At 69.3% G+C, this 25,276-nt stretch carries 23 protein-coding genes; 12 read left to right on the top strand and 11 right to left on the bottom strand.

The features are described from left to right. Nucleotides 1-212: 212 nt before the first annotated feature. Both LXT21_RS30870 and LXT21_RS30875 read right to left on the bottom strand, forming a co-directional pair. On the bottom strand, nucleotides 213-1,733 hold the full coding sequence (locus LXT21_RS30870) for an acyl-CoA synthetase (protein ID WP_254041792.1): 1,521 nt from the start codon (nucleotides 1,731-1,733) through the stop codon (nucleotides 213-215). A gap of 31 nt (nucleotides 1,734-1,764) precedes the next feature. Then, nucleotides 1,765-3,366: an LVIVD repeat-containing protein gene (locus LXT21_RS30875; protein WP_254041793.1), complete on the bottom strand. Its 1,602-nt coding sequence runs from the start codon at nucleotides 3,364-3,366 to the stop codon at nucleotides 1,765-1,767. A gap of 266 nt (nucleotides 3,367-3,632) precedes the next feature. Between LXT21_RS30875 and LXT21_RS30880 the strand changes: the two genes are divergently transcribed. Beyond that, complete coding sequence (locus LXT21_RS30880) at nucleotides 3,633-5,186, top strand: serine/threonine-protein kinase (RefSeq protein WP_254041794.1); 1,554 nt, start codon at nucleotides 3,633-3,635, stop codon at nucleotides 5,184-5,186. An 11-nt stretch (nucleotides 5,187-5,197) separates the two neighbouring features. Here the strand turns inward: LXT21_RS30880 and LXT21_RS30885 are convergent, their stop codons facing one another. Beyond that, nucleotides 5,198-6,235: a synaptic vesicle VAT-1 family membrane protein gene (locus tag LXT21_RS30885; protein WP_254041795.1), complete on the bottom strand. Its 1,038-nt coding sequence runs from the start codon at nucleotides 6,233-6,235 to the stop codon at nucleotides 5,198-5,200. A gap of 156 nt (nucleotides 6,236-6,391) precedes the next feature. Between LXT21_RS30885 and LXT21_RS30890 the strand changes: the two genes are divergently transcribed. Beyond that, nucleotides 6,392-7,414, top strand: a complete 1,023-nt coding sequence (locus LXT21_RS30890) for a lipase family protein (protein WP_254041796.1) — start codon at nucleotides 6,392-6,394, stop codon at nucleotides 7,412-7,414. A gap of 521 nt (nucleotides 7,415-7,935) precedes the next feature. Here the strand turns inward: LXT21_RS30890 and LXT21_RS30895 are convergent. From LXT21_RS30895 to LXT21_RS30920, 6 genes are all read right to left on the bottom strand, one after another. After that, on the bottom strand, nucleotides 7,936-9,117 hold the full coding sequence (locus LXT21_RS30895; protein ID WP_254041797.1) for an alpha/beta fold hydrolase: 1,182 nt from the start codon (nucleotides 9,115-9,117) through the stop codon (nucleotides 7,936-7,938). A gap of 2 nt (nucleotides 9,118-9,119) precedes the next feature. Beyond that, nucleotides 9,120-10,778 carry a hypothetical protein gene (locus LXT21_RS30900; protein ID WP_254041798.1) on the bottom strand — a complete coding sequence of 553 codons (1,659 nt, stop codon included), beginning with the start codon at nucleotides 10,776-10,778 and terminating at the stop codon, nucleotides 9,120-9,122. A gap of 180 nt (nucleotides 10,779-10,958) precedes the next feature. After that, nucleotides 10,959-11,561 carry a hypothetical protein gene (locus LXT21_RS30905; RefSeq protein WP_254041799.1) on the bottom strand — a complete coding sequence of 201 codons (603 nt, stop codon included), beginning with the start codon at nucleotides 11,559-11,561 and terminating at the stop codon, nucleotides 10,959-10,961. Between the two features lie 123 nt (nucleotides 11,562-11,684). Then, the gene (locus LXT21_RS30910; RefSeq protein WP_254041800.1) at nucleotides 11,685-13,238 is read right to left on the bottom strand and encodes an acyl-CoA synthetase; all 1,554 of its coding nucleotides are present in this window, start codon (nucleotides 13,236-13,238) and stop codon (nucleotides 11,685-11,687) included. Nucleotides 13,239-13,252: 14 nt separating this feature from the next. After that, nucleotides 13,253-14,248 (bottom strand): 3-oxoacyl-ACP synthase III family protein, encoded by a 996-nt coding sequence (locus LXT21_RS30915; protein WP_254041801.1) that lies wholly within the window; start codon nucleotides 14,246-14,248, stop codon nucleotides 13,253-13,255. Between the two features lie 9 nt (nucleotides 14,249-14,257). Beyond that, the gene (locus LXT21_RS30920; protein WP_254041802.1) at nucleotides 14,258-15,010 is read right to left on the bottom strand and encodes a TetR/AcrR family transcriptional regulator; all 753 of its coding nucleotides are present in this window, start codon (nucleotides 15,008-15,010) and stop codon (nucleotides 14,258-14,260) included. Between the two features lie 249 nt (nucleotides 15,011-15,259). Here LXT21_RS30920 and LXT21_RS30925 point away from each other — a divergent pair, with 249 nt between their 5' ends. Then, nucleotides 15,260-16,198, top strand: coding sequence for a TraB/GumN family protein (locus tag LXT21_RS30925; protein ID WP_254041803.1), 939 nt, complete (start codon nucleotides 15,260-15,262; stop codon nucleotides 16,196-16,198). Between the two features lie 45 nt (nucleotides 16,199-16,243). Here LXT21_RS30925 and LXT21_RS30930 read toward each other — a convergent pair whose 3' ends face one another. After that, nucleotides 16,244-16,579, bottom strand: a complete 336-nt coding sequence (locus tag LXT21_RS30930; RefSeq protein ID WP_254041879.1) for an imm11 family protein — start codon at nucleotides 16,577-16,579, stop codon at nucleotides 16,244-16,246. Nucleotides 16,580-16,725: 146 nt separating this feature from the next. Between LXT21_RS30930 and LXT21_RS30935 the strand changes: the two genes are divergently transcribed. From LXT21_RS30935 to LXT21_RS30975, 9 genes are all read left to right on the top strand, one after another. After that, nucleotides 16,726-17,118, top strand: a complete 393-nt coding sequence (locus LXT21_RS30935; RefSeq protein WP_254041804.1) for a hypothetical protein — start codon at nucleotides 16,726-16,728, stop codon at nucleotides 17,116-17,118. Nucleotides 17,119-17,190: 72 nt separating this feature from the next. After that, nucleotides 17,191-17,679: a hypothetical protein gene (locus LXT21_RS30940; RefSeq protein WP_254041805.1), complete on the top strand. Its 489-nt coding sequence runs from the start codon at nucleotides 17,191-17,193 to the stop codon at nucleotides 17,677-17,679. Nucleotides 17,680-17,906: 227 nt separating this feature from the next. Then, nucleotides 17,907-18,305: a hypothetical protein gene (locus LXT21_RS30945; RefSeq protein ID WP_254041806.1), complete on the top strand. Its 399-nt coding sequence runs from the start codon at nucleotides 17,907-17,909 to the stop codon at nucleotides 18,303-18,305. A gap of 64 nt (nucleotides 18,306-18,369) precedes the next feature. Further along, nucleotides 18,370-18,831, top strand: coding sequence for a hypothetical protein (locus LXT21_RS30950; RefSeq protein WP_254041807.1), 462 nt, complete (start codon nucleotides 18,370-18,372; stop codon nucleotides 18,829-18,831). 88 nt (nucleotides 18,832-18,919) lie between these two features. Beyond that, a complete protein-coding gene (locus LXT21_RS30955; protein WP_254041808.1) occupies nucleotides 18,920-19,174 on the top strand; it encodes a hypothetical protein in 255 nt (84 codons plus the stop codon). A gap of 62 nt (nucleotides 19,175-19,236) precedes the next feature. Continuing rightward, on the top strand, nucleotides 19,237-19,488 hold the full coding sequence (locus tag LXT21_RS30960) for a hypothetical protein (protein WP_254041809.1): 252 nt from the start codon (nucleotides 19,237-19,239) through the stop codon (nucleotides 19,486-19,488). A 285-nt stretch (nucleotides 19,489-19,773) separates the two neighbouring features. Then, nucleotides 19,774-20,250: an Lrp/AsnC family transcriptional regulator gene (locus tag LXT21_RS30965; RefSeq protein WP_082164907.1), complete on the top strand. Its 477-nt coding sequence runs from the start codon at nucleotides 19,774-19,776 to the stop codon at nucleotides 20,248-20,250. Between the two features lie 3 nt (nucleotides 20,251-20,253). Next, a complete protein-coding gene (locus LXT21_RS30970) occupies nucleotides 20,254-21,471 on the top strand; it encodes an aminotransferase-like domain-containing protein (protein ID WP_254041810.1) in 1,218 nt (405 codons plus the stop codon). Nucleotides 21,472-21,688: 217 nt separating this feature from the next. Beyond that, nucleotides 21,689-22,435: an SDR family oxidoreductase gene (locus LXT21_RS30975; RefSeq protein WP_254041811.1), complete on the top strand. Its 747-nt coding sequence runs from the start codon at nucleotides 21,689-21,691 to the stop codon at nucleotides 22,433-22,435. A 285-nt stretch (nucleotides 22,436-22,720) separates the two neighbouring features. Here LXT21_RS30975 and LXT21_RS30980 read toward each other — a convergent pair whose 3' ends face one another. Further along, nucleotides 22,721-25,075 carry a lytic transglycosylase domain-containing protein gene (locus LXT21_RS30980; RefSeq protein WP_254041812.1) on the bottom strand — a complete coding sequence of 785 codons (2,355 nt, stop codon included), beginning with the start codon at nucleotides 25,073-25,075 and terminating at the stop codon, nucleotides 22,721-22,723. Nucleotides 25,076-25,276 lie beyond the last annotated feature (201 nt).

Here is a 25,276-nt window from a genome sequence, read left to right on the forward strand (position 1 = left end):
TTGCCGGACGGAGAATAAAGTCCCGAACATTGGCCGCCCGGAGCGGAATCACCGAGCGGTCGAGTTTCTCCACTTGGTGGAATAATTCAGGCCGTCGACACCGTCGTCGAGGCGCCCGGAGACGGCTTCTCACGTATCCGGCACGCGCCTCGGGAACAGGCTCACGGCCCGCACGAGGCGGAGGCAACACGCGTCAGAGAGTGGGCGCCCGCTCAGGGCTGACCGTGCGCGGAGGACAGCGCACGGCGGTCCACCTTGCCAGCGGACGTGCGCGGCAGTGACGCGACGAAGCGCACGGAGCGCGGAGTCTTGTAGCGCGCCAGTCGTCCCTCGCAGAACGACAGCAGGGACTCGGCGGTGGGCGTCGTTCCCGCGCGAGGCACGACGAGCGCGCGCGGTGTCTCGCCCCACTTCGCGTCGGGTACGCCGATGACCGCGACCTCCGCGACGTCGGGGTGTCCAGAGAGCACGCTCTCCACCTCGGCGGGGTAGATGTTCTCACCCCCGGAGATGATGAGGTCCTTGTGGCGACCCACGATGCGGAAGCATCCCTCCGCGTCGCGCAGGGCGAGGTCGCCAGTATGCAGCCACCCATCGATGAGGGTGCGCGCGGTCTCCTCGGGGCGGCGCCAGTAACCGGCGCACACGTGCGGCCCGCGCAGCAGCAACTCACCCACGTCCCCGGGCTGACGCTCACCGTCGATGCGGGCCTCGACCTGGAACAGCGGCACGCCGACGAAGCCCGGCTTGCGGCGCACGTCCGAGGGCGGGAGCCAGAAATTGTTGGGCCCTGCCTCCGTGAGGCCATAGCCCGTCTTGAAGGCCACGCCCTTGGCGAAGAAGCGCTCGAACACGGGCGGCGGACACGGCGCGCCGCCGCTGACGACGAGCTTGAGCCGGGAGAAGTCCATCGCCTCGAAGCGCGCGTGACGCTGCATCTCGATGAACATGGTGGGCACGCCGAAGAAGAGGCTCACCTCGCGGCGCTCGATGAGGTCGAACACCTGCTCCACCTCGAAGCCCTTGCACACCACGGACGCGCCGCCCACGTACACCAGGGGCAGCGTGAAGACATTGAGTCCCCCCGTGTGGAACAGCGGCGCGTTGAGCACGGCCACGTCGTCGGACGTGAGGCCCCAGCTCACCACCGTGTTGACGGCGTTCGCGGCGATGGAGCCATGGGTGAGCACCGCGGCCTTGGGGACGCCGGTGCTGCCGCCCGTGTAGCAGAGCACCCACGGCGCCTCCGCCTCCAGCTCCAGCGCGGGCAGCGGAGACTCGGGCGCAGTGTCCCGCTCGGCCACGAAGTGACGCTCATCAAGACCCGGCGCATCGAAGGTGAGCCAGTGGCGCACGAAGGGCGCGTGCTCGCGCACGGCGAGGACCTGGGCGCGCAGCTCCGAGCCATACACGAGCACGGTGGGCTCCGCGTCGGCGAGGATGCCGGAGAGCTCCGGCGCGCTGAGGCGCCAGTTGAGCGGCTGGAGGATGGCGCCCAGCTTCGCGCAGGCGAAGAGCAGGTCCAGCGTCTCCACGCGGTTGTGGGCGAGCACGGCGACGCGCTCGCCGCGTCGGACACCGAGCACCTGGTGCAGGTACGCGGCGGTGCGCGAGGCACGGGCGTCCCACTCGCGATACGTGATGCGGCGTCCCTCGCGGGTGGCATCGACGAGGGCCAGGTGGTCGGGGTCCAGGGCCGCGCGTCGGGCCAGCCAGTCATGGACGATGGGCATGGCCCGCACGGTAGCCGAGCGCCCCGCCCGCTCAAATCTCCGGGAAGATGAGCAGCCCGCGCGTCGTGTCGACGACGTAGACGTAGCCGTCTCCGGGCAGACGGATGCCGATGGCGCCGTCCCAGAAATCGAGCCCCCGGTTCGGGTCCGACTCCCGCACCGTGTGGAAGTGACCCAACTGCCGAGGCTCCCGAGGCCTGGAGACGTCCAGCACGCGCAGGCCGTGCTGGTAGTGGGCGAGGTAGAGCCGTGAGCCCTTGAGCTCCATGTTGTGGATGGAGGCCCAACCGGGCAGCTGGTACTCGCCGATGAGCGTGGGGCTCGCCGGGTCGTTCAGATTGAGCACGCGCAGATGGGCGCCCCAGTCCTCCCCTCCCTCGAAGGCGATGAGGTTGTCGTTGAAGTACCCCGCGCGAGAGGCATGGCTCGTGGCCCGAGGGTACACGTACGCGCCCAGCCGCTTCACGTTCTCCGGGTCCTTCGCGTCGAGGATGACGAGCCCGCCGCGCCAGTGGCTGACGAAGAGGCGATGGTTCAGGGACGTCGCGTCATGCGGATAGGAGCCGCGGACCACCCCCACGGTCGAATCCCGGTAGTGGCCGAGGCGCACCGGCTCGCGCGGATTCTTCACGTCGTGGATGTGCACCTCCTGGTTGGGCCCCACGGCCATGGAGTAGAGCCGGTCACCGTCCACGAAGAGGGTGTGCACGTTGGTATGCACCCCTGCGGACAGGTCGCGCAGGAACAGCGGGTTCGCGGGGTCCGTGATGTCGAACACCAACACGCCCCGGGCGGCGCTGGCGACGTAGAGCGCATCCCCCTTGGCCCACACGCCGTTCCAGTAGGAGTCGTCGGGGAACTGGACGGTCCTCACCAGACGCGGCGCCCTTCGGTCCTTCACGTCGTAGACCTGGAGCGCACCGGACCCGAGGAAGAAGTCGTCGATGGAGACGACATAGGCGTGCTCCTTGGCGACAAAGACATCCACCGCCCGTCCGCTGTGTCCGCCCGCTTCACCGAGGAGCTTCAGCCCTCCGGAAGACTCCGCCTCCCCGGGGAGCCACTGAACCCGCCGGCCCTCCCACGTGTCGACCACGGGAGCCTGGCCCTCCAGGCAGGTCACCGCGCAGCCCTTCACGTGGTCCTGGGCCTGCGCCGAGCAGCCCACCGTGGCCATCACGAGCGCGGGCCTGTTCGGACGTGTCTCCCTGTAGACGGAGTACAGCAGGTGGTCATCGGCGCCACGCGTCAACGGGAGGGCGCCCCGTCGGCCCAGCGCCAGGGGCGCGAAGTGGTCGACCCCGATGTACTGCGCCGTGTCGTCCGTCGCGATGTCCGCGCCATGGAAGCGCAAGTTGTAGCCGCCCGAGCGGTCCAACCCGCGCAGGCTCTCGGTGTCGCAGCCCGACAGGTCGAAGGACTCCAGGGTTCCACAGGCGGGGAGCTGCTCCATCCCAGGCTTCAGCTTGCACGCTGCCAGCGGCACCGGCTCCCAGTCCGCGCGGTCCTCGATGGCGGGCCCGGGTGACAGGTCCACGGGAATCTCCACGACCTCGAGGTCCCGACTCTGGCAGGACACCGACGCGCCCGCGCACCACAGCGTGACAACAGCACCCACGATACGCTTCACCATGTCAGCCCCCGGGGTTGGGGCCGGCGACACAGGAGGCTCGAGCGAGGAGGGACTGCCGGCCTGCTTCCGACATCCTACGAGCGACGCAAGCCGCCCCCTCCGGATGCCCTTCAACCCAGAAGCGTCTTCCCCATCCTCACCCCTCCGTCCGATTCCAGACCCTTGGCCTCACAACACCAGACACCCGCCGCGGCGCCAGCCCGGGCAAAGCTGACCCGCCCGGCCAAGGCCATCCATCCGGGCCCCTTCTGATAGCTTTCACCCCCATGGGCGACACGGGGGTCATCCAGTTCGGCCGGTACGAACTCCTGGAGCGACTGGGCAGCGGAGGGATGGCGGAGGTCTACCGGGCCCGCTACCCGGCCGCCCCCGGCGTCTCCAAGTCCGTGGTCATCAAGCGCGTGCTGGGCCACTTCGCCGCGAACCCGGCCTTCGCGGAGATGTTCCTCGACGAGGCGCGCATCTGCGTGGGCCTGAGCCACGGCAACATCGTGCAGGTGTTCGACTTCGGCCAGGTGGAGGATGAGTACTTCCTGGCCATGGAGTGGGTGGACGGACAGCCCCTGTCCCTGGTGCTCAAGCGCTCCAAGGAGAAGGGCCTGCCCTGGCTCCCAGCCCCCATCGCCGTGGGCATCGCCATCGACCTGTGCCGGGGGCTCCACTACGCGCACGCGCTGCGTGACGAGCACGACGAGCCGCTCGGGCTGGTGCACCGCGACGTCTCCCCGGACAACATCCTGCTCAGCTACGAGGGCGAGACGAAGCTCTCCGACTTCGGCATCGCCAAGGCCCGCATGGCCGGCCGGGTGAACACCGAAGCGGGCGTGGTGAAGGGCAAGTTCCAGTACTTCTCCCCCGAGCAGGCCCGGGGAGAGGAGGTGGATGCGCGCTCGGACGTCTATGCCGTGGGCGTGGTGCTCTTCCAGATGCTGTGCGGGCAGCGGCCCACGTCGGGGACGGAGCTGGAGGTGATGTTCCAGGCGCAGGAAGGGCGGCTGATTCCCGCGCGCACGCTCAATCCCTCGCTGGACGAGGCCCTGGAGGAGATTCTCCAGCGCGCGTTGATGGCGTCACGGGACGCCCGCTATCGCTCGGCGGAGGCGCTCCAGCAATCCCTCTCCGACTGGCTGGGGACGAACGCGCCGCGCTTCCCGACGCACCTGCGCAAGCACCTGGTGCGCTGGCTCTTCCAGGAGGAGCTGTCCACGCGCAAGCGCTTCGTGGAACCGCCGCCCGTGTTCCTGACCCATCTGGAGTCCTGGCGCGTGCGCGCGGCGCCCGAGCCACCGGAAGAGCGCGACACGCGGCCGGACATCGACGCGCTGCCCTCGTCCCTCCGCGCGACCCAGCCCGCCACCGCCATGCTCGAGGAGCAGCCCGGGCTGCAGGAGATTCGGGCGCAGGTGGACGTCCCCTTCCCACCGCCGAAGCGACGCGAGCCCTCGCCTCCTCCCAGCCCCATCCCCAGCGAGCCCCCGTGGCGGCGCCCCATCACCCAGCTCACGGTGCTGGTGGGCTTGGTGATGATTGGCGTGTTCCTGGTCATGGTGGAGCGCGCCCACGGACCGCGCATCATCCAGCTCACCTCCACGCCCTCCGGCGCCCAGGTGTACCTGAATGGAATCCTGGTGGGCGTCACGCCCATGCCGTTCTCCTCCGAGGCTCACGGCGGCGTGCGGCACGTCGAGCTGCGGCTCGAGGGTCACGAGCGCTGGGAGACCTGGCTCCACCGGAACAGCGACGTCACGAACCTGTCCGCGAAGCTGCTCCCCCTGGCGCCCTTCCCCCCGAAGCGCAGGAGCCAGGGCACCGGCAACTAAAAGCCCGCCGCTCACGGCACCAGCACCAGCTTGCCCACCGTCGTGCCGGACTCCAGCGCCTGGTGCGCCTGGGCCACGTCATCCAGCTTGAAGGTCGTCACCTTCGGCGACACCACCTTCCCCTCCTCCACCCACGCGAGCAGCCGCGCCATGCTGTCCTCCAGCACGAAGCGCTGCTCGAACAGGTACGACAGGTTGAACGCGAGCACGCTCGTGTTGTCGTTCGTCAGCGTCAGCGGGTCGAAGCGCGGCGTGCGCAGCCAATCCCACGCGAGCTTCGCGTAGTTCGGCCTGCCGCCCGTGCGCGGCAGCATCGAGTGGAACCCATAGATGACCAGCTTCCCCGGTGACGCCAGGTGCCGGTAGCTGTCCTTCAGCGTCGACGGGCCGTTCGCGTCCAGCACCACCTCGTAGCCCTTGGGTGACGCCGCCTCCGCGGCCTTCCACAGGTCCTCGCGGCTCTTGTCGATGACCACGTCCGCGCCCAGCGCCCGCGCCGCCTCCACCTTGTGCGTGCTGCCCACCACGCCCACCATCCGGCACCCGGCGATGCGCCCCAACTGCAACAACGCGCTGCCCACCCCGCCCGCCGCCGAGTGCACCAGCACGTTCGTCCCCGGCCTCGGGTGCGCCAGCTCGAACAGCGCGTAGTACGCCGTCAGGAACACCGCGGGGAACCCCGCCGCCTGCTCCATCGTCCACTTCGACGGCAGCGCGAACACCTGGTGCCGGGGCACCACCACGTGCGTGGCGTACCCGCCAAAGCGCGTCACGCCGAAGACGCGGTCCCCGGGTGCCAGGTCCGTCACGCCCTCACCCACCGCGTCCACCGTGCCCGCGAACTCGAAGCCGGGGGTAATCGGCCACCCCACATACTCCTTCGCGGAGGCGTACAGGCCCATGCGGATGACGCAGTCCGCATAGTTCACCCCGATGGCCTGGGTGGCCACCCTCACCTCCCCGACTCCAGGTGAAACCTGATTCAGGTCTTCGACGCGGAGCTGCTCGTAACCGCCGGCCTTCGGGATGACCACCTTGCGTGCGCGCATGTCCCGATGACTATCACGCGACGCACCGCGACAACGTCCGCGCGCGTCCACTCGGATGACGACGCTCGCGTGAGATGTCTCTACACTGTGTCTCGCGCTCGAAGACATGTATCGGTCCGAGCGCGAGTGCATCCCCCACAACCGAAGGAGTCCACCATGCGATTGCGGCATTCGCTGTTCCTCATGGCCCCCCTCTTCGTCGGAGCCCTCACCGGCTGCGGCGAGGGGCTCGAGGAGTCCGTCACGCCCGAAGCGCCCATCACCGAGCAGCTCGGCACCGCCGAGTCCGCCGCCGTCTCCACTCAGGGAATCACGTCCCACTTCCAGACGTGGCTCAACGCCAACGGCTACCAGGGCGACGACTTCGCGCGGTACACCCTGCCGGGTGGCAGCTACGGCGGGAAGAAGGACGCCAACGACACCGTGGTGAACACGCCCGTCATCTTCATCCACGGCAACTCCGACAAGGCGGTGGGCACCGGCACCGCGGGCCAGTCGGGCTGGAACGCGTCGCTCGATTACTTCCTCGCCAATGGCTACAAGACGAGCGAGCTCTACGCGCTGACGTGGGGCCCGGCGGACATCATGCAGACCGCCGTGCAGTACCACTCGAAGCCGAACATCATGCGGGTGCGCCGCTTCATCGAGGCGGTGAAGGCGTACACCGGCGCGTCGAAGGTGGACATCGTCTCCCACTCGATGGGCGTGACGCTCGCGCGCAAGGCCATCCTCGGCGGCGCCGCGAACGACTCCGCCAACGGGGGCGCGTACAACGTCGGCGCGCCGCTGACGAGCTCCGTCGATACGTTCGTCGGCATCGCCGGCGCGAACCTGGGCCTGACGTCCTGCTACCAGACGGGTCCCACCACGCCGACGTGCGGCTCCACCAACGGCCTGTACCCGGGCTACCTGTACTTCGGCGCCGTGCTCGGCCGCTCCACGTTCCTGGACAACCTGCGCGCCACGAGCGGCTACGAGGGTGCGTACCGCTACAGCATCTACTCCACGGCCGACGAAATCATCGGCTACGGCGGCATCGTGTACGGCGACTACACCTCGCGCATCCCTGGTCAGCAGGGTGAGAAGGTGTACTCGGCCTATCCCTACGGGCACTACAACTCGAAGGACCTGACCGGCGCCGTGCAGTACAGCATGGTGCGCAACCACATCGTCCCGTAGCCACACCCCGCTCGTCTCCCGGCGCGTCGTCACGCGAGGCGTCGCCGGGAGCACGGGCCCGAGGACTCGGGCCCACCTCGTGGGAGTCACTTCGAAGTGAGGACCTTGGCGCGCCCGCCGTCGGGAGCGTGAGCTGGCAGTCGTCCACGCCGTGGGGGAGTGGACACGGGCCGGCCTGCCGCCTCGCGAAGGCGCGCGAAGTCCCGGGCGGCCTCATCCAGGTTTCAGGATGAGGCCGCCCCACTCGTTTCCAGCGCGAGCGCGACACCTCGTCGCGGGGACCTCCTCCCAGTCGGAGGTCACCTCTTCCGCTTCGAGCCTTGCCGCGCGCTCACGACCCGGGTCCCCGATGTCCACACCCGGTCGTGCGCGCCGCTTGCATTCACCCCTCCGACCTTCAGGAGATGGCGGTCCTCCCGCCGCGCTCCTCCACGGCGGGCGTCGCCTCATCCACCGGAGGGCGCCGTGCGCCCCCTCGCGCCGAGACCGGCCAGCCTCTCGGCGCGGGGCCGTGCCTCGCGCTACGGCCTCGGTCCGTCCGACGGCGCCGGCGCATCGTCCTGCGCGGGCATCGGCGAGGGCTGCGTCTCCGGCGCGCCGGGCACGGGCGACGGCTCGCTCGGCTTGGCCTCCTTGTCCTCGGGCTTCGTCTTCTCCACGAAGGGCTTCGCCGCCGTCGGGTCCGCCAGGAACGCGAGCACCACCTCGTTGACCGGCTCCGGGCAGTCGAGCTGCACCGTGTGTCCACAGCCCTTCATCGGCGCCAGCGCGGCGCCGGGGATGCGGGACGCGCCGTACTCCATGATTTCGCGCGCCTCGCCGCCGTGCAGGAACGGGTTGGGAATCAGCCGGTCATCCGTGCCGTAGACGATGAGCGTGGGCACCGAGACGCGGTGCAGGTTGTCGCGCACGAAGTCGTTGTTCGCCAGGCCCCGCACCGTGCGGACGTTGGCGTAGGCGTACGCGTCGAACTCCGGCGACTTCGCCAGCCGCACGCGGTCCTGGATGAGCCAGTCCAGCTCCGGCCGCCAGTGCATGAAGTTGCCCTGACGCACGCTGCCCCAGATGCCCGCCTCCGGCGCCGCCTTGATGAAGTCCGAGCTCATCACCCGGCGGAACCACTGCTTCTCCTTCCAGGAGAACTTCTCGAACCCGGCCGGAGACACCAGCACCAGCGCCTCCACCGCGTCCGGGTAGCGCAGCGCGTACGACAGCGACGTCTGCCCGCCCATGGAGTGCCCCGCGAGGATGGGCTTCTCCACGCCCAACACCCGCGCCAGCTCCGCCACCGCGTCCGCCATGGCCTCGGTGGTGTACGGGAACGTGGCCGGCTTGTCGGACTTGCCGTAGCCCGGCAGGTCCACCGCGACGACGCGGTAGCCCTTCGCGTGGAACACGTCCAGCTGCGCCTGCCAGAACTTCAGGTACGAGCCCAGGCCGTGCACGAAGATGACCGTCTTCGCCTCGGGCGTGGGCGCGGGCAAATCCACGTACGAGACATGGAGCGGGCTCGCCAGACCGTACCGGGCGGTGACGTCCGGCAGGGCCACGCGGTGCACGGGCCAGGCCTGCTTCGTGCCCGCCGTGGAGTAGTCGAGGTCCTGGAAGGACAGCGCGGACTCGCCAGCATACGAGCGCACGCAACCGGCGGAGGACAGCCCCGCCGCGAGGAGCAACGCGGTGAAAGCGCGGGAGGAGCTCATGGTCAGAACGCGTACCAGGTGAAGGTGGTGAAGGCCGCCCACGGGTCGCTGCGCACGGTGGCCGAGCCGTCGTAGAAGCTGCCGCGGAAGAGGTAGCCGCCGTGGAGGCCCACGGTCATCAGATAGCGGATGTGGTAGCGCAGCTCCGCGTTGACCTCCGCGCCGATGAACCGGCCGCGCCGCACCTCCGCCACCCAGGGCGTCGGGTCCGCGCCCGAGTTCGCCAGGCCCGTGGCCACCTTGAGGTTGAGCTTGTTGGGAATGATGTCCCACGCCGCCGAGGCGATGCCCGCGCGCAGGCCGTAGCCCTGGTTGGAGATGTCCGTCACCGCGCCCGTGTAGTTGTTCACCGTGCTGGTGAACGGGAACAGGATGAGCATCTTGTGGTTGAACCACACCGCGCCCGGCAGGCCGTACTGGTTCAGCGTGAAGGCGCCCGTGTACTTGTCGTCGTCCAGGTTCGAGTCACCGGAGGAGAACATGCCCTCCAGCGTGACCACGTCGCCGGGGCCGCGGCCCCACTGGTACATGACCTCCAGGTTGGCGGACACGCCGGAGATGTTCAGCTCGTCGATGGGCGAGTTCTCCGGATCGTCGCTCTTGTACTTGCCGCCGTTGTACATCACGAAGCCAGAGGCCCCGAGCCGACCGTTGCGGAAGTCGATGTTGTGGTTGAAGTGCGCGCCCGCCCAGAAGACGGTGCCGGTGGGGCGGTTGATGTTGAAGCGCGCCGTGCCGGTGAAGCCCGGCAGGCCCGTGGACGACGGGCCGCTCTTCACCAGGCCCTCGAAGGCGTACGCGTCACCCTTGGTGTCGTCGTTCAGCGCCCACACGGACACGCCCACGTTGGTGTTGGGGCGCACCGGGTAGACGTAGTCCGCCATCGCCAGCCAGATGTACTTCAGGCGCGGGTCGTTGCGCGTGGCGCGGTCCGCCTGCGCGCTGCCCAGCGGGAACAGGCTCAGGCGCGCGTTGCCCTTCAAGCCGCTGAAGATGGACAGGCCCGTCGCGTCGCTGCCCAGGAAGGCCAGCTTGTAGCCGGTGCGCGTGAGGTCCGACAGCGGCGTGCGCGTCGGGTCGTAGGCGCTGTCGTAGACCGGCTGGGTGCCCACCAGCAGCGTGAGCTGGTTCGGGTTGCGCGTCGGGTAGATGGCGACGTTGACGTTCTTGGTCTGGATGTTCACCTGGTCGGCGTTGAAGCCGCCGCCCTCGTTCTGACCAATCGTGTTGGCCGAGCGACCCCAGAGGAAGTCCACCTCGAACTGCGCGCGGAAGGACGCCAGCCCGTCGACGAAGAACGGGCTGTACTCGATGACGGGAATCCAGCGCTGCTCGATGAAGTACGCCGAGCGGCTCGGCTCGGTGCTCACCGCGCTGCCCACGCGCGAGCCGATGGGACCCAGCGCCACGCCACGAAGGCCGGCCGGGTCACCAATCTGGTTCGTCATGGAGACGCGCGTGAAGAAGTAGTTGATGAGGCTGAACTCACGCGGCTCGGCGTCCTCCTCGCGGTTCTTCTCCTCCTGCCATTCGGCGTACAGCCCCGGCACCGGGGTGCTCTGCGCGGCGGCCGGCGTCGCCAGTCCCACGAGCCCCAGCGCCGCGAGCATCCTCGCGTTGCGCCGCAGCGTCTCGCGTGCCTCGAACCCACTTCCCGTCATATCCACCTCGGCCCCGCACGGCGGGGCGCTCCCGGTACACCGGGCTCGGATGTCACCACTGTCGATGGCTCAAGTACGGCCAGGCTCCTGGGGGACGCGGGCGACGAGCACCCGCGTCCGGACCTCCGACCGGAAGGGAGGGCGGGAGCGCACCCTCCCTCCGGCACGAGGTGAGGCGGACTAGCGGATGGAGTACGTCTGCACGGCGTTGCCCGTGAAGGGCTGGCCGTTGAGCGTCACGGAGCTGGACGTGCCCACCGCGCCGTTGGCGCAGCGGATGCCCGTGCCCTGGTTCTTGAAGTACAGCTCCAGCTTGAGCGTCTTCTGGTCCGCGGTGAAGCCGCCGCGGCCCTCCTGCACCAGGCCACCCGGGAAGGAGAACGTCACGTCGAAGCAGCTCCCGTCGGACGCCACGTTCTCGATGAGGACGGTGTTGGACGTGAAGGAGAGCGGGTTCTTCGGCGCGTTGTGGTCACAGACGTTGTTGGCGATGGTGCCCGGGATGCTGTCGACCTTGAAGTTGCCACCGGCCACCGACATGGTGACGCTCTGGTAACACTGGGACGCCGCGCCGTAGTCGACATCTTCGTTGAAGCCGTTGGGGTGGCTGGGGATGTTGGTCCCCTCCATGATCATCGACTTGCCCTCGAGGAACGCGAGGATGTTCGCGGAGCTGTCGAGCTTGGGGGTCTGGGGCGTCGGGGTGGGGTCGCTGTCGTCATCTCCGCAGCCGACGAAGCCCAGCGCGCAAACCATGACCGCGGACAGCAGCTTCTTCTTCATGTGGTGCTCCCTTCGTTCCGGCGTCACCGCCGGGGTGTCACGACAGACGACAAGCATGCAGGGCCAACCCCAGACATGCCCGCCCAGACAGTGTTCAGCGCGGTGCGTCGGAGCCGGTGGGCGTCATCGCCCCTCGGCGTCGGCGGCGATGGCCGCCTCGCGAAGCTCGCGCTTGAGAATCTTCCCCGCCGCGGACACCGGCAGGCGCTCCACCAGCACCACCCGCTTGGGCACCTTGAAGCGCGCCACCTTGCCGCGCAGGTGCTCGAGCAGCGCGTCACCCGTGCAGTCCACGCCGGGCTTGAGCACCACGAAGGCGCGCCCCACTTCACCCCACTTCGCGTCCGGCATGCCGATGACCGAGCACTGCTGCACGGCGGCGTGCTCGTACAGCACGGACTCCAGCTCCAGCGGGTACACGTTCTCCCCGCCGGAGATGAACATGTCCTTCTTGCGGCCGGCGATGGTGAAGAAGCCGTCCGCGTCCTGACGCGCCAGGTCGCCGGTGTGGAACCAGCCGTCCGCGTCGATGGCCTCGCGCGTGGCGGCCTCGTCCTCGAAGTAGCCCGAGCACATGGAGGGGCCCTTGAGGACCAGCTCTCCCACGCCGCCCGTCGGCACCTCGCGGCCGTCGTCGTCCACCAGCTTCGCCGCGATGAAGTAATTGGGGCGGCCGATGGAGCCCGCCTTGGACACCGCGAACTCGGGCCCCATGCTGAAGATTCCCGGGCCGAACTCGGTCATCCCGAAGCCCTGCTTGAAGGGCACCGCGTGCACCGCCTGCCACGCCTGGATGAGCGGCACCGGCAGCGCCGCCCCGCCGCTGGTCATGAAGCGCACCGACGAGAAGTCCGTCGTCGCGAAGCGCGGCGAGTCGAGCAGCTGCTGGTACTGCGTGGGCACCGCGAAGAACAGCGACACCTTCTCGCGGGCAATCAGCGCGAGCAGCTCCTCCGGCTCCCAGCGGCGCATGATGACCACGGTGCCGCCCGCGGTGAGCAGGGGCAGCGTGTACACGAGCAGCCCGCCCGTGTGGAACATGGGCGTGTGCGTCACCGTGACGTCGCCGGGGCGCACCTCGTGCACCAGCGTGTTGAGCGTGTTCCACGCCACCATGCGGTAGCTGACACACGCGCCCTTGGAGCGCCCCGTGGTGCCGCCGGTGAAGAGCAGGCACAGCGTGTCCTCCTCGGACACGGCGTCGTTGCGCACGGGCGCGGTGGGGCGGTGCGCGAGCACGTCCGGGTACGTGGCGACGCCGGGCAGCCCTTGCGGCTCCAGCGCCACGAGGCGCAGCGAGTCGCCCACGCTCTCGCGCACCTGGGCCACGGCGTCGCGGAAGTCGTCGCCGAAGAGCAGCACGCGCGGGCGGATGGAGCGGACCAGGTCGGTCAGCTCGGAGGCATGCAGGCGCCAGTTGTAGGGGACGAAGATGGCGCCCAGCTTGCCGCAGGCGAAGAGGGCATCCAGGTACTCGACGCCGTTGTGGGCGACCAGGCCCACGCGGTCCCCGGGCTTCACCCCGGCGACGTCGCGCAGCCAGCCGCCGAGCGCCTCGGCGCGCGCGTTCAGGGCGCGGTAGGTGAAGCGGCCGGCGTCGCCCTTGGCCGTGTCCACCACCGCGACGTGCTCGGGCCAGTACAGGGCGCCCCGCCCCATCCAGTCTCCGATGAACATGCGCGCCTCCAAGCTCAGGCCGTCCAGCGGTAGAGGGCGGAGGCCATGGCGAGACCGCCGCCGCTGGCACAGAAGGCCACCAGGTCGCCCTTCTTCACCTTCCCCTGCACCACCGCGTCGTCGAGCGTCATGGGGATGCAGGCCGAGCCCGTGTAGCCCCACTTGTCCATCGTGTAGTGCGCCTTGGCCATGGGCTGGTTGAGCACCTTCATGGTGGCCTCGATGGTGCGCAGGTTGAGCTGGGTGAAGACGAAGAGCTTCACGTCATCCAGCGTCTGGTCCTGCCGCTTGAGCAGCTGGTCCAGCAGCATGGGCCAGCGCTCGGTGTTGAAGGTGGAGGGGAACTTGCGCACGAACTGCACGGCGGGCTTGCCGCCGGTCAGCGGCAGCGTCTCCGCGGTGGCGGGGCGACTCGTGCCGCCGGTGTAGATGCCGAGCGCGTCGTGGTACTCGCCGTTGGCCAGGAGCTTCGCGCCCATGAAGCCGGGCTTGTCGCCCGCGCCCAGCACCACCGCGCCCGCGCCGTCCGCGAACAGGGTGCAGGTCTTCTTGTCCTTCCAGTTCACGTAGCGCGTCATGCCGTACGCGCCGACGACGAGGATGCGCTGGTAGCTGTCATCCGCGGCAATCGTCTTCGAGCCCACGTCCAGCGCCGTCACCCAGCCCGCGCACGCGCAGTTGAGGTCGTAGGTGCCGGCGTTGGGGGCGCCCAGCTTGGCCTGCACCACGGAGGAGGTGGCGGGGCTCAAGTAGTCGGGCGTGTCGGTGGCGACGATGATGAGGTCCAGCTCCTCCGGCTTCGTGCCCGAGCGCTCCAGGGCCTGACGGGCGGCGGCGACGCACAAATCACTGGTGGCCTGGGAGTCCGCCATGACGTGGCGCTGCTTGATGCCCACGTTCTGCTGGAGCCACTCGTCGACGGGCTCGCCGAGAATCTTCTCGACGTCCGCGTTGGTGAGGACCTTCTCGGGGACGTAACGGCCAGTGGAGAGGATCTGCGCGTATCGCATGTGCTTTCGTCAGCTCCGGGCGCTCCGCGCCGGACGGCGCGTGGGGCGCAGGGTGTTCTTCTTGGCGTTCTTGGTGGGGGCGGCGCGCGAGGGCGCGGCCTTGGCGGGGGTCTTGGACGTCTTGAGCGTGTTGCGGCCCGGGGGCGGCGCGGGGCGGGTGTCCAGGCCGTGGCGGATGAGGCCCATGGCGGTGTCGAGCACGCGCTCCAGGCCCGGGTCCTCCTCCCACAGCACCCAGCGCATGCCCAGGAAGTCACCGATGCCCATCAGGCAGTAGGCGAGCGCCTCCGGGTCCATGCGGCGCACCTCGCCCTCCTCCATGGCGCGGGACAGGCCGGTGACGTAGCCCTTGGCGAAGCGGTCGTAGTAGCGGCGGTAGCAGTCGGCGTCGACGAACTCCGCCTGGCGCACCACGCGGTAGAGGTTGGGGTGCTGGCGCACGAACTGGAAGAAGGTGCGCAGGCCCTCGCGCTCCACGTCGATGCGGTTGTCGCACTTGGAGGTGGAGTCCGCGATGAGCCGACGCAGGCGCGTGCCCAGGTCGTCCACCACCTCGACGAAGATGGACTGCTTGTCCGGGAAGTAGACGTAGAACGTGCCGAGCGCCACGCCCCCCTTGCGCGTGATGTCCGCGATGGAGGCGCGCTCGTAGCCCTTCTCCCCGAAGACCGACTCGGCGGCCTTCAGCAGCTTCGCACGCGTCCGCTGACCTCGCGGTGTCACGGGTCCGGAGCGGTCTGGAGAAGTTGAAGGCCGATTCATGTTTCACCTAGCGGTAACACCCGCTCAATGGGGTTGTCAAAGCACGGAGAATGGCTCCGCGCGTCATGGACTGTGGGCGACGCAGGGCGTCACCGGAAGACCTCGTGTCCTCTGTGAGGGAGCGTACTCCGGAAGGCGTCCGAGGCAGCGCGCGCGGTACCGGGCGCGTGGAGGGGCCCTGGATTGAGCCTCGACGCAGTGCGTGCCCGGGTGGTTCGATGGGTGGACCACCTGGGGGAAGCCCACACCATGAAGCGCGCGTCGTCCCTGTCGTTGTCCCTGTTGTTGGTCGTGCTGCTCGGCGCGGGCTGCGCGTCCACACCCGCCGCGCGGAAGTACACCCCGGTCGACACGGGGAAGGCGTTCCTCTGGGAGGTGAAGGGAGCGGGGGGAGGCACGGCGTACCTGGTGGGGTCCATCCACATGGGGAAGCCCGGGGCGCTCGCGTTGCCGGCGTCGATGGACGCGGCGTTCGGCAAGGCGGAGGTGCTGGCGGTGGAGGTGGACACGACGAAGACGGATGCGGCGGCGATGGGGAAGCTGGTGCGCGAGCTGGGGATGTTGCCGGAGGGGCAGAACCTGACGCAGCGGTTGGACCCGGCGACGCGGGAGTTGTTGGGGAGAGCGGCGACGCGGCTGGGGGTGGAGGTGAAGGGGTTGGAGCGGCTGCGGCCGTGGCTGGCGGGGCTGGTGCTCAACAACCTGGAGTTCGAGGCGGCGGGCTACAAGCAGGGGCACGGCGTGGACCGGGCGTTCCTGGACAAGGCGCACGGGACGCAGAAGCAGGTGATGGAGCTGGAGACGGCGGACGGGCAGCTGCGGATGCTCGCGGGCACGCCGGACTCACTGCAGGACCTGATGTTGAGGGACCAGCTGCGGCGGGAGCAGGGACCGGGAGAGATTGTGGAGGCGCTCACGTCCGCGTGGCAGGCGGGGGACGCGGAGGGGATGGCGGGGTTGCTGCTGGAGGGAGCGAAGGATGAGACCTACCGGCCCGTATACGAGCGCGTGTTCTTCGAGCGCAACGTGCAGATGGCGGACCGGATGGAGGGGCTCTTGAGTGAGCCGCGCGTGCACCTGGTGGTGGTGGGCGCGGGGCACGTGGTGGGCGCGGAGGGCATCGTGGCGCTGCTGCAGAAGAAGGGGCACACGGTGCGGCAGCTGCCTCGGGATGCCGCGGTGGAGTGAGGCGCGGGGCGACACAGGAGTGAAGGTGGCGCCATTGGGCTTCAGTCACTCCAGCGCCTCCTTGATGTCCTCGGAGACGATGAGGGCGATGTCCCAGTCTTCCGTGCGGAAGACCTTGGCGTTGCCCACCTTCGACGTGTCGATGCGCATGTCATCCACGGCGTAGTACGTCCCCTCCTTCCCGCGCGGCGCGTGCTTGGGGTCCCAGAACTGCACCTTGGACGCCTGCTCATCGATGCAGCGGATGAGCTTCGTGGCCACCAGGATGATGAAGACATAAGGGTCCTCGACCTCATGCCCCTGCGAGTCCTGGGGATTTCCCAGGTACCAGCACCCTGCTCGGACGTCCTCGTTCAGCCTGAAGTAGCGCACCCGTGGCATGGTGAAGGGCGCAATAGCAGAGCGGTCCGACATGCGCGGCCGGTGTATATCCAGACACCCTCGTTTCACATTGGACCTTCACCCATTGTGAATCATTCTCATCTCCCTGGGAGACACCTTCGTCGTCCCTACAGGAGAGAGAACCCATGCAGAATCCTCGTCAGCTCGTCACCGCGGTCCTCGCCACCGCGCTCATCGGAACGGCCGCCTGGGCCGGAGAGAAGAGCGCCTATCCCGTCACGGTGTACACGGGGTCACGCGAGGCCTTCGGCTCGCTGGCCTCGACGCGCGACACCGCGGACTCCTTCCAGAAGCTCGGCTGTCAGGTGAACACCTCCAGCACGGGCTCGACGACCGTCTATTGCTACGCGCAGAGCGCCTCCGCCGTGGGCGCCTGCCTGTCGAGCAGCGCCGCGCTCGCGGAGGCCGCTCGCAGCATCCAAGGCGACTCGTACCTCTACTTCACCTGGGACGCCTCCGGCACCTGCACGCACATCAACGTCACCCACGGCTCCCAGTACGCCCCCAAGCAGCCCTGATTCCCTCGCCGCACTTGGGAGGATGTGAACCACCGCATCCTCCCACCGGAGCCCCGCCCATTGTCTCCCTGGATGAAAGCCCTGCTCATCGCCTCGCTCTGTCTGGGCCCCGTCCTGGGGTTCCTCGCGGGACGCGCCACTCAGGCTCCCGCCTCGACCGACCTGGAGCCCGTCCTGCGCGAGCTCGCCGCACAACGCGCGCTGCTCACGACGCTCCACGCTCCGCCGCCTCGTGCCCCAGTCGGAGGCAACCTCGACTCCGCCTGGCTCCGCGCGGAGATCACCGAGGCAGTGCGCGAGGCGCTCGAGGAGAAGCCCGCGCCGCCTGTCGAGGCCCCTCCTCCCGAGACCTCCGCGCAAGCGCTCGCGGCCCTCCAGGAGGGTCACAAGGTCATCGACAACGCCATCGCCTCCCGACGCTGGACGGACGAGGATGTCAGCGCACTGCGCCGCGCACTGCGCACCATGACCGCGCCACAGCAGGATGAGGTCGTCCGACGACTCGTCATCGCCCTCAACTCCAACACCCTCGAGGTGCGCACACACGGCGCTCCGTTCTGAGCCTCGCACGCCTCATCTTCTCGAAACGGAAGAGCCCTGAGTCTTCACTGATACACCCGACACGGATTCATTCTCAATCCCTGGCAATCCCGCGGCGAGCCCCAGGCGATGCACTCCAGACCCGGGGTGTCTCATGAAACCCTTGTCTGGATTTGTTTGCCTTCACGGACCGTGAACGCCATCCTGCCGCCCGGAGAGACATCTCGTTTCCTCCAGGAGAGACATCCATGACGAAGAACATCTCGAAGCTCGTGGGAATCGGCATCACCGCCCTCATCGGGACGGCGGCCTGGGCTGGCGCCAAGAACTACGACCCCGTCATCATCGACCTGGCAACGGACAGGGCCTCGGGCTCCCTGGGCGATGCTCGCAACAGCGCGGACACCCGGCAGTTCATCGGCTGCTCCATCACCACGACCGTGGGGAGCGCGCCCATCCTCGGCTGCTTCGCTTACGACGTCGCCGGTACCTACTTCGCATGTTCCTCGACCAACTCGGACCTGCTCGCGACAGCGCGCTCCATCACGACGGACTCGTTCATCTCGTTCAACCGGTACCCGGGGACGGCCACCTGCTCGGTCCTCAGCGTGGTCAACGCATCGCTGGGCGCGCCCAAGCAGCCGTAGCCTGAAGACAACTGTGGGGATGCGCGCCTCCATCGCGCGCGCATCCCCACGAGCAGCCGCCACGATGCCTCCCCCGTCCAAACCCCTCCTCGCGCTCCTCCTGCTGGGCACCTCCGCCACCGCGTTCCTCGCCGGACGGCAGACCGCCCCAGACACGAACGCGCGAATCCTCCAGGAGCTCGCGAGCCAGCGCGCCGTGCTCGACACGCTCCTGTCACGGACCTCCACACCCGACACGCGCTGCGCCATCGCCGCGTCGGGTGCCCCGGTGGCCGCAACCCCATCCACGCCACCCGCAGCGGCCCCCAGCGAGCCCTCCGCGGAGAACCTCGCGGCCGCCCAGGAGGGCCAACGGCTCATCGACGCCGCGCTCCGCGTCAAGCGCTGGACGAGCCAGGATGCCCAGGCCTTCCGCGTCGCGCTCGTCGACATGACGCCGGACCAGCGCACCGAGGCCCTGCGTCAACTCCTCACCACCATCAACAGCCAGGCGCTCCAGGTGCAGACCGGGGGCATGCCGTTCTGAGTTCGCGCCCCCCTCTGTCCTGCCCTGCTCGCCACGACTAATCTATCCATGCTTTTCGCGCATTTCGCGCGAAACCGTGGAGGTCGACATGCGAGCAATCTGGATGGGGATCCTGGCCCTCAGTCTGACGGCGTGCGGCGGCGTGGAGTCCGGCGAGGCACTGGATGTGGAGAACTCCTCCCAGGAGCGCTCCGCGCTCGGCCCTCCCTGTGAGGGCTACGTCGGCAAGACCTGCCGTCCAGGTCCTCTCGAAATCCTCTGCACCTGGAGCGATGGCGCCGAAGGCAACTGCTATTGCCAGTCCCCGCCGTTCAACAAGTGGGTCTGCGACTACAGCGGCTGATGTCTCCCAAGGTCTCCTCCTCGCGAGGGGAGGAGACCTTCCCCCAACCCCTGGAGCCCCCAATGCGAGCCATCCTGCCCCTGGCGCTCTCCCTCTACCTCGCGGCGTGCGGCGACGCGGTGGCGCCGCACGAAGACGTGTCCTCCGGTCCCCAGCAGCAGGACTCCGCACTGACCGAGAGCTGCGACGCCTTCGCCGGCACACCGTGCCGCCCCGGTGGCCCCGACTTCCTCTGCCTGTGGAGCCACGGCCCCGAGGGCTGGTGCTACTGCCACCCCGAGCCCTTCAACACCTGGACGTGCGAAGGGGCCTGAAGCCCGGGTCCCCCGCCGCGATGCGCAACACCCGGATTCGCCCGCGCGGGTAACGCCCTCGCCCACCGTGGCGACCGCGAGCCCCCCCAACGCCTGTCCGCTCCCCGGCACCCCGCGCGCAATCGAGCCCGCGGGGCCCCGTCCGCCCGTGAGCGAACGGACAGCCGAGCGACGTCCCGCGTCGTTCACCCTTGCACTTCCACCCCACTTGCTTATTTTGCACGCCAAATTTAATTTAGCTGTCGAAACCCCAAGGGACTTATAAAAATAAGGTCAGACCCGCCGATGCCCATGGATGAGCTCGATTTCCGCCTGGTGGACCTGCTGCAGCGCGATGGCCGCGCGACGCAGCTGGAGCTGTCACGCGCGGTGGGGCTGTCCCAGCCGGCGGTCGCCGAGCGCATCCGCAAGCTGGAGGAGCGGGGCGTCATCACCGGCTACGCGGCGCGCGTGGACGCGACGAAGCTGGGCAAGGACATCACCGCCTTCATCGGGGTGAGCATCGAACATCCGAAGTACTTCGAGGGCTTCGCCAAGAAGGTCCTCGCGCTGCCGGACGTGCTGGAGTGCCACCGCGTCGCCGGGCAGGACTCGTATCTGTTGAAGGTCAAGTCGGCCAACACGCGGACGCTGGATTCGCTCCTCGTGGAGACGCTGCGCACCATCGCCGGCGTCACCCGCACACAGACCGTCATCGTCCTGTCGTCCATCAAGGAGGACACGCACGTCCGCGTGCCTCCCGAGCTCGCCAAAGGAGAGTGAAAGATGAGCGCCGATGCCATGAGCGCACCCCTTCCCCCGCCGCCGGTCTGGCGACTCGCCCAACGCATGTCGCGCATCAAGACGTCCGCGGTGCGCGAAATCCTCAAGGTGGCCGAGCGGCCGGACATCCTGTCCTTCGCCGGCGGCCTGCCCGCCCCCGAGCTCTTCCCCGTCCAGGCCATCGCCCAGGCGCACGCCCAGGTCATGGCCGACGAGGGCCCCGCCGCGCTCCAGTACAGCACCACCGAGGGCTTCGGCCCCCTGCGCGAGTGGATCGCCGGCCACCTGGGCAAGAAGGGCCGCGTCTGCGAGGCCAACCAGGTCCTCATCACCAACGGCTCGCAGCAGGGCATCGACCTGGTCGCCAAGGTGCTGCTGGACCCCGGTGACCTGGTCATCGTGGAGAACCCCAGCTACCTGGCCGCGCTGCAGACCTTCGGCGGCTACGAGGCGAAGTTCGCCACCGTGGAGAGCGACGACCAGGGCATGCGCATGGATGACCTGGAGCGGGTGCTGGCCACGTGCAAGCCCAAGCTGCTCTACATCGTCGCCAACTTCCAGAACCCCAAGGGCACCACCCTGGCGCTGGAGCGCCGCAAGAAGCTGGTGGAGCTGGCCCAGCAGCACCGCTTCCTCATCCTCGAGGACGACCCGTACGGCGAGCTGCGCTTCCGCGGCGAGCACCTGCCGTCCCTGGCCGCGTTCGATGACCAGGGCGTCGTCGTCTCGCTGGGCACGTTCTCCAAGACGCTGGCCCCGGGCCTGCGCATCGGCTGGGTGGCGGGCCCGCGCGACTTCGTGCGCAGCCTCACCATCGCCAAGCAGTCCACGGACCTGCACACCGCCACCCTCGCCCAGCGCGCGGTGGCCCGGCTGCTCAGGGACTTCGACTACTACGCGCACCTGGACGCGCTCACGCCCGTGTACGGCCAGCGCGCCAACGCGATGCTGGACGCGCTCAAGGCCCACATGCCCCAGGGCACCAGCTGGACGCACCCCGAGGGCGGCATGTTCCTGTGGGCCCAGCTGCCACCGGGCCTGAGCGGGGACACGCTCCTGCCGCGCGCCATCGACCAGAAGGTGGCCTTCGTGCCGGGCAGCCCGTTCTTCGCCAGCGACCCGCGCTCGGAGTTCATCCGCCTCAACTACTCCAACCGCCCGCCCGAGCTCATCACCGAGGGCATGAAGCGGCTGGGTGGCGTCATCTCCGGCGCGCTGTAGACAGCGCCCCTGACACCTCGAGGCCGTGCCGCGCCGCGTCGGACACCCGACGCGGCGCTTTCGTTTCCGCTGAAGTTGAATGTCGATTCATGTTTCAACTTCTTCGGTGCTGGCCAGGGCGGGCCGGGTTGCGTAGCCTGCGCGGCGGGTTTCCCGGCGGCACGGGCCCGCAGGTGGGTTCCGCAAGGCCGCCCCAACACACCGGAGAGAGACAGACATGCAGCTCAAGGACCTGAAGGTGATTGTGACGGGCGGCGCCCAGGGCATGGGGGCGCACTTCGCGCAGCGGCTGATGGAGGCGGGCGCGCAGGTGGCGGTGGGCGACGTGGCCGAGGACAAGCTGGCGGCGCTGCCCGCGGGCATCCACCGGCGCAAGCTGGATGTGTCCTCGGAGGCGGACATCACGTCGTTCGTGGCCTGGGCGAACGAGGCCATGGGCGGGCTCAACGGCCTCATCAACAACGCGGGCATCCTGCGCGACGCGCTGCTGGTGAAGAAGGACCGGACGACGGGCGAGGTGAAGAAGCTGTCCACCGCGGACTGGAACGCCGTCGTCGGCGTCAACCTCACGGGCGCCACGCTGATGGTGCGCGAGGTGGTGGCGAAGATGGTGGAGACGGACCAGAAGCCCGGCGTCGTCGTGAACATGTCGTCCATCGCCCGGCACGGCAACCGCGGGCAGTCCAACTATGTGTCCGCGAAGGCGGCGCTGGCGGCGAACACGGTGACGTGGTCGCGCGAGTTCGGCCCGTTCGGCGTGCGCGTGGGCGCGGTGGCCCCGGGCATGATTGAGACGCCGATGACGCAGGGCATGAACCAGAAGGCCCGCGACGCGCTGGTCTCCGCCATCCCCGTGGGCCGCATCGGCCTGCCCGAGGACATCTGGCTGGCCGTGAAGTTCATCCTCGAATGTGACTACTTCAACGGCCGCACCATCGACGTCGACGGCGGCCTGAACTTCTAAGGCCCTCGCGGCGCTGGCGCGTCTCCTCGCGAGGAAGGCGCGCCGCACGCGCCGCTGCACGGCCACGCCTCGACGGAGGAGTGTCCCCGAGGCGTGCAGCCGGCTCCGCATGCGAAGGCGGACCTCGGCATCGAGGACCACGCCAGTGAGGTCGGACATCCCTCGCGGAAGAGGTGTCCCACCCTGGGCGGCAGCCCGGCTCCCCATGCAACGGCGGTCCTCGGCTTCGAGGACCGAGCCAGCGCGGTTGTTCATCCCCCCGGTGGCTCGCCTCCCCTTGCGCCGCTACCTGCGACTGGCGGCCTCGACCTTCGTCGGATGCAGCATCACCGGCTGGCCGGTGTAGAGCAGCTTGTAGGCGCCGTAGCTGCCGAGCACGTGCTTCACGTACTCGCGCGTCTCGTCGAACGCGATGTGCTCCACCCACTCGTCCAGCTCCGCCTGTGGCAGCGCCTGACGCCAGCGGTCCACCGCGTGCGGCCCCGCGTTGTACGCGGCCACCGCGTACGCGACGTTACCCCCGAAGCGGTGCAAGAGCTGCCCCAGGTACGCCGAGCCCAGCCGCACGTTCTGCGCGGGCTGCAGCAGGTTCGACTCGCCCACGTCCCCCAGCTTCAGCGCCTGCGCCACCTGCTTCGCCGTCGCCGGCATCAACTGCGCCAGCCCCAGCGCCCCCGTGGACGAGCGCGCCGTGGGACGGAAGCGGCTCTCCTCGCGGATGAGCCCCTGCATCAGGTCCGGGTCCACCTTGGACGCCTTCGAGTACCGCTGGATGACGTTGCGGAAGGCCAGGGGCCACGTCGCCTCCCACACCGGACGCGACTCGGGGCTGAGCGGACCCTGCACCTCGCGCCGCAGGGACTCGCGCGCCACCTGTCGCGCGGCCCGCTTGCGGCCCGTGCGCACCATCGTCTGGTAGAGCAGCCGCGCCGGCGCCTCCGACAACCCTCGCGAGTTCACCGCGAGCAGCTCTTCCGCCGCGCCCGGATGCCCCAGCCGCAGCAGCTCCACGCCCGCCGCGAAGCGCACGTCGTGGCGCAGCGGACCGGGCGGCAGCGGCCACACCTCGTCCGCGGGCTCCGCGTCCCCGCCCGTCCCGGGCTCCGGCGACAGGCGCCCCAGTCGCTCCGGGGCCAGCATCGCCAGCCGCGAGCGCGCCAGCATCCCGTACCAGGTCGCGGGCCGCTCGGTGGCCAGCTGCTCGTAGTCGTCGAGCGCGGTGGCGCTCGTCAGGGGCACCGGCTCGCGCACCCTCGCGCGCCAGTACCGAGCCCGCCACAGCGCCTCGTCCGTGCGTGACGCCGCGGGCAGCCGCTCCACCGCCTCGAGCGCCGACAGCGCCTCCGCCTTCGCCTCGCGCCGCGTGTGCAGCCAGAAGGCGCGGAAGAGCGCCTCCGACGCGAAGTTGCCCGCCGGGTAGCGCTCCGCCGTCTCCTGGTAGCGCGAGAGCGCCTCGTCCAGCTGCCCCGTGCGCTGCAGCAGCCACGCCTCGAAGAAGAGCGCGTCATCCGCGTACCCGTGCTCGGGGTAGTCGCGCGCGAGAGTGGCGTACGTGGTGATGGCCGACCTCGGGTCCACCACCGACTGCGAATAGCCCAGCACGTAGAGCGCCTGCGGCCGGTACTCCGCCGAGGTGCACTTCTCCACCACCGGCGTCAGCAGCTGGATGGCGCGGCGGTGCTGGCGCTCCTTGCGCAGCGCGCGCCCGAAGGCCAGGTGCGCCCGACACGACAGCTCGTCCGGCGGGTCGACCTGGGACATCACCCCCACGAGCAGCTCCGTCGCGGGCCCGTGGCGGTGCAGCTCCACCAGCGCCTCGCCCCGGCGCACCTTCCACTTGAGCGGCAGCGGCAGACCCTTGAGCCGCTCCTTCGCGCGCTGCGCCTCACGTGACAGGGGGCTCGTGGCCCACACCTCCAGCAGCGCGCGGTGCTCGACGTTGTAGAGCCCCTGGGCCCGCGCCAAATCACAGATGGCCAGCAGCGCCTTCATCCGCAGCGCGTCCGGCCCCCGCGCCTGACGACTGTCGATGAGCTCCTGCAGCGCCTGCAGCGCCCCCGGGATGTCCCGCTGCCGCTGCAACACGCGCGACAGGCTGAAGCGCGCCTCCGCGTACAACGGCGAGCCCGAGCTCACCTCGCGGTACTGCGAGGCGGCCAGCTCCAGCTTGCGCAGCTTCTCGTTCGCCTGCGCCGCCCACAACAGGCAGTGGTCCTTCAATGGCACATAGTCCACCGCCAGCGCCGCCAGCTCCTCCGCGGCAGTGGCATAGTCGCGGCCGAGCAGCGCGCTCTGCGCCCGCAGGAAGCGCACCGGCAACGTGGGCTCCTGGTCCGCGAGCAACGCACGGGCCTTCCCGAAGCGCCCCCTGCGCACCTCCGACTGCGCCCGCGCGAGGACCCCTTCCGCGAAGTAGGGCGCGAGCTGCTCCGGACCGAACGACGCCACGGACAGCTCCGCGCCGGAGGGCTGCTCGGCGGGAGTGTCGAGGAGCTGTTCGAGCTGCTCCTCCGACAACACCTCACCTGGCTCTCCCTCCTCGGGAGCCTGCGCCCACGCGGAGCCCGCGCCGCCCACCAGGCCCGCGCACGCCACGCACACCGCCATGGCACTCGCGCGCAGCCGACGTCGTCCATCCATGCATGCCCTCGTCGCGTTTCGGGCCGCTGAGGATTTGCACGCCGGGCGGAGTTGGGACCGGGCCTCGCGCACGCCAGACGCGCACGCGTCGTCCAGGCGATACACGCGCGCGACGTGTCCGCGCATCACTGCCAGAAAGAGAACGAAAGCCCCGCGCCCCCACGTGGGTGCGCCTGCGCCAGGGTGCCGCCGGGGACGACG

The organism is Myxococcus guangdongensis, assembly GCF_024198255.1.
Taxonomy (GTDB): Bacteria; Myxococcota; Myxococcia; order Myxococcales; family Myxococcaceae; genus Myxococcus; species Myxococcus guangdongensis.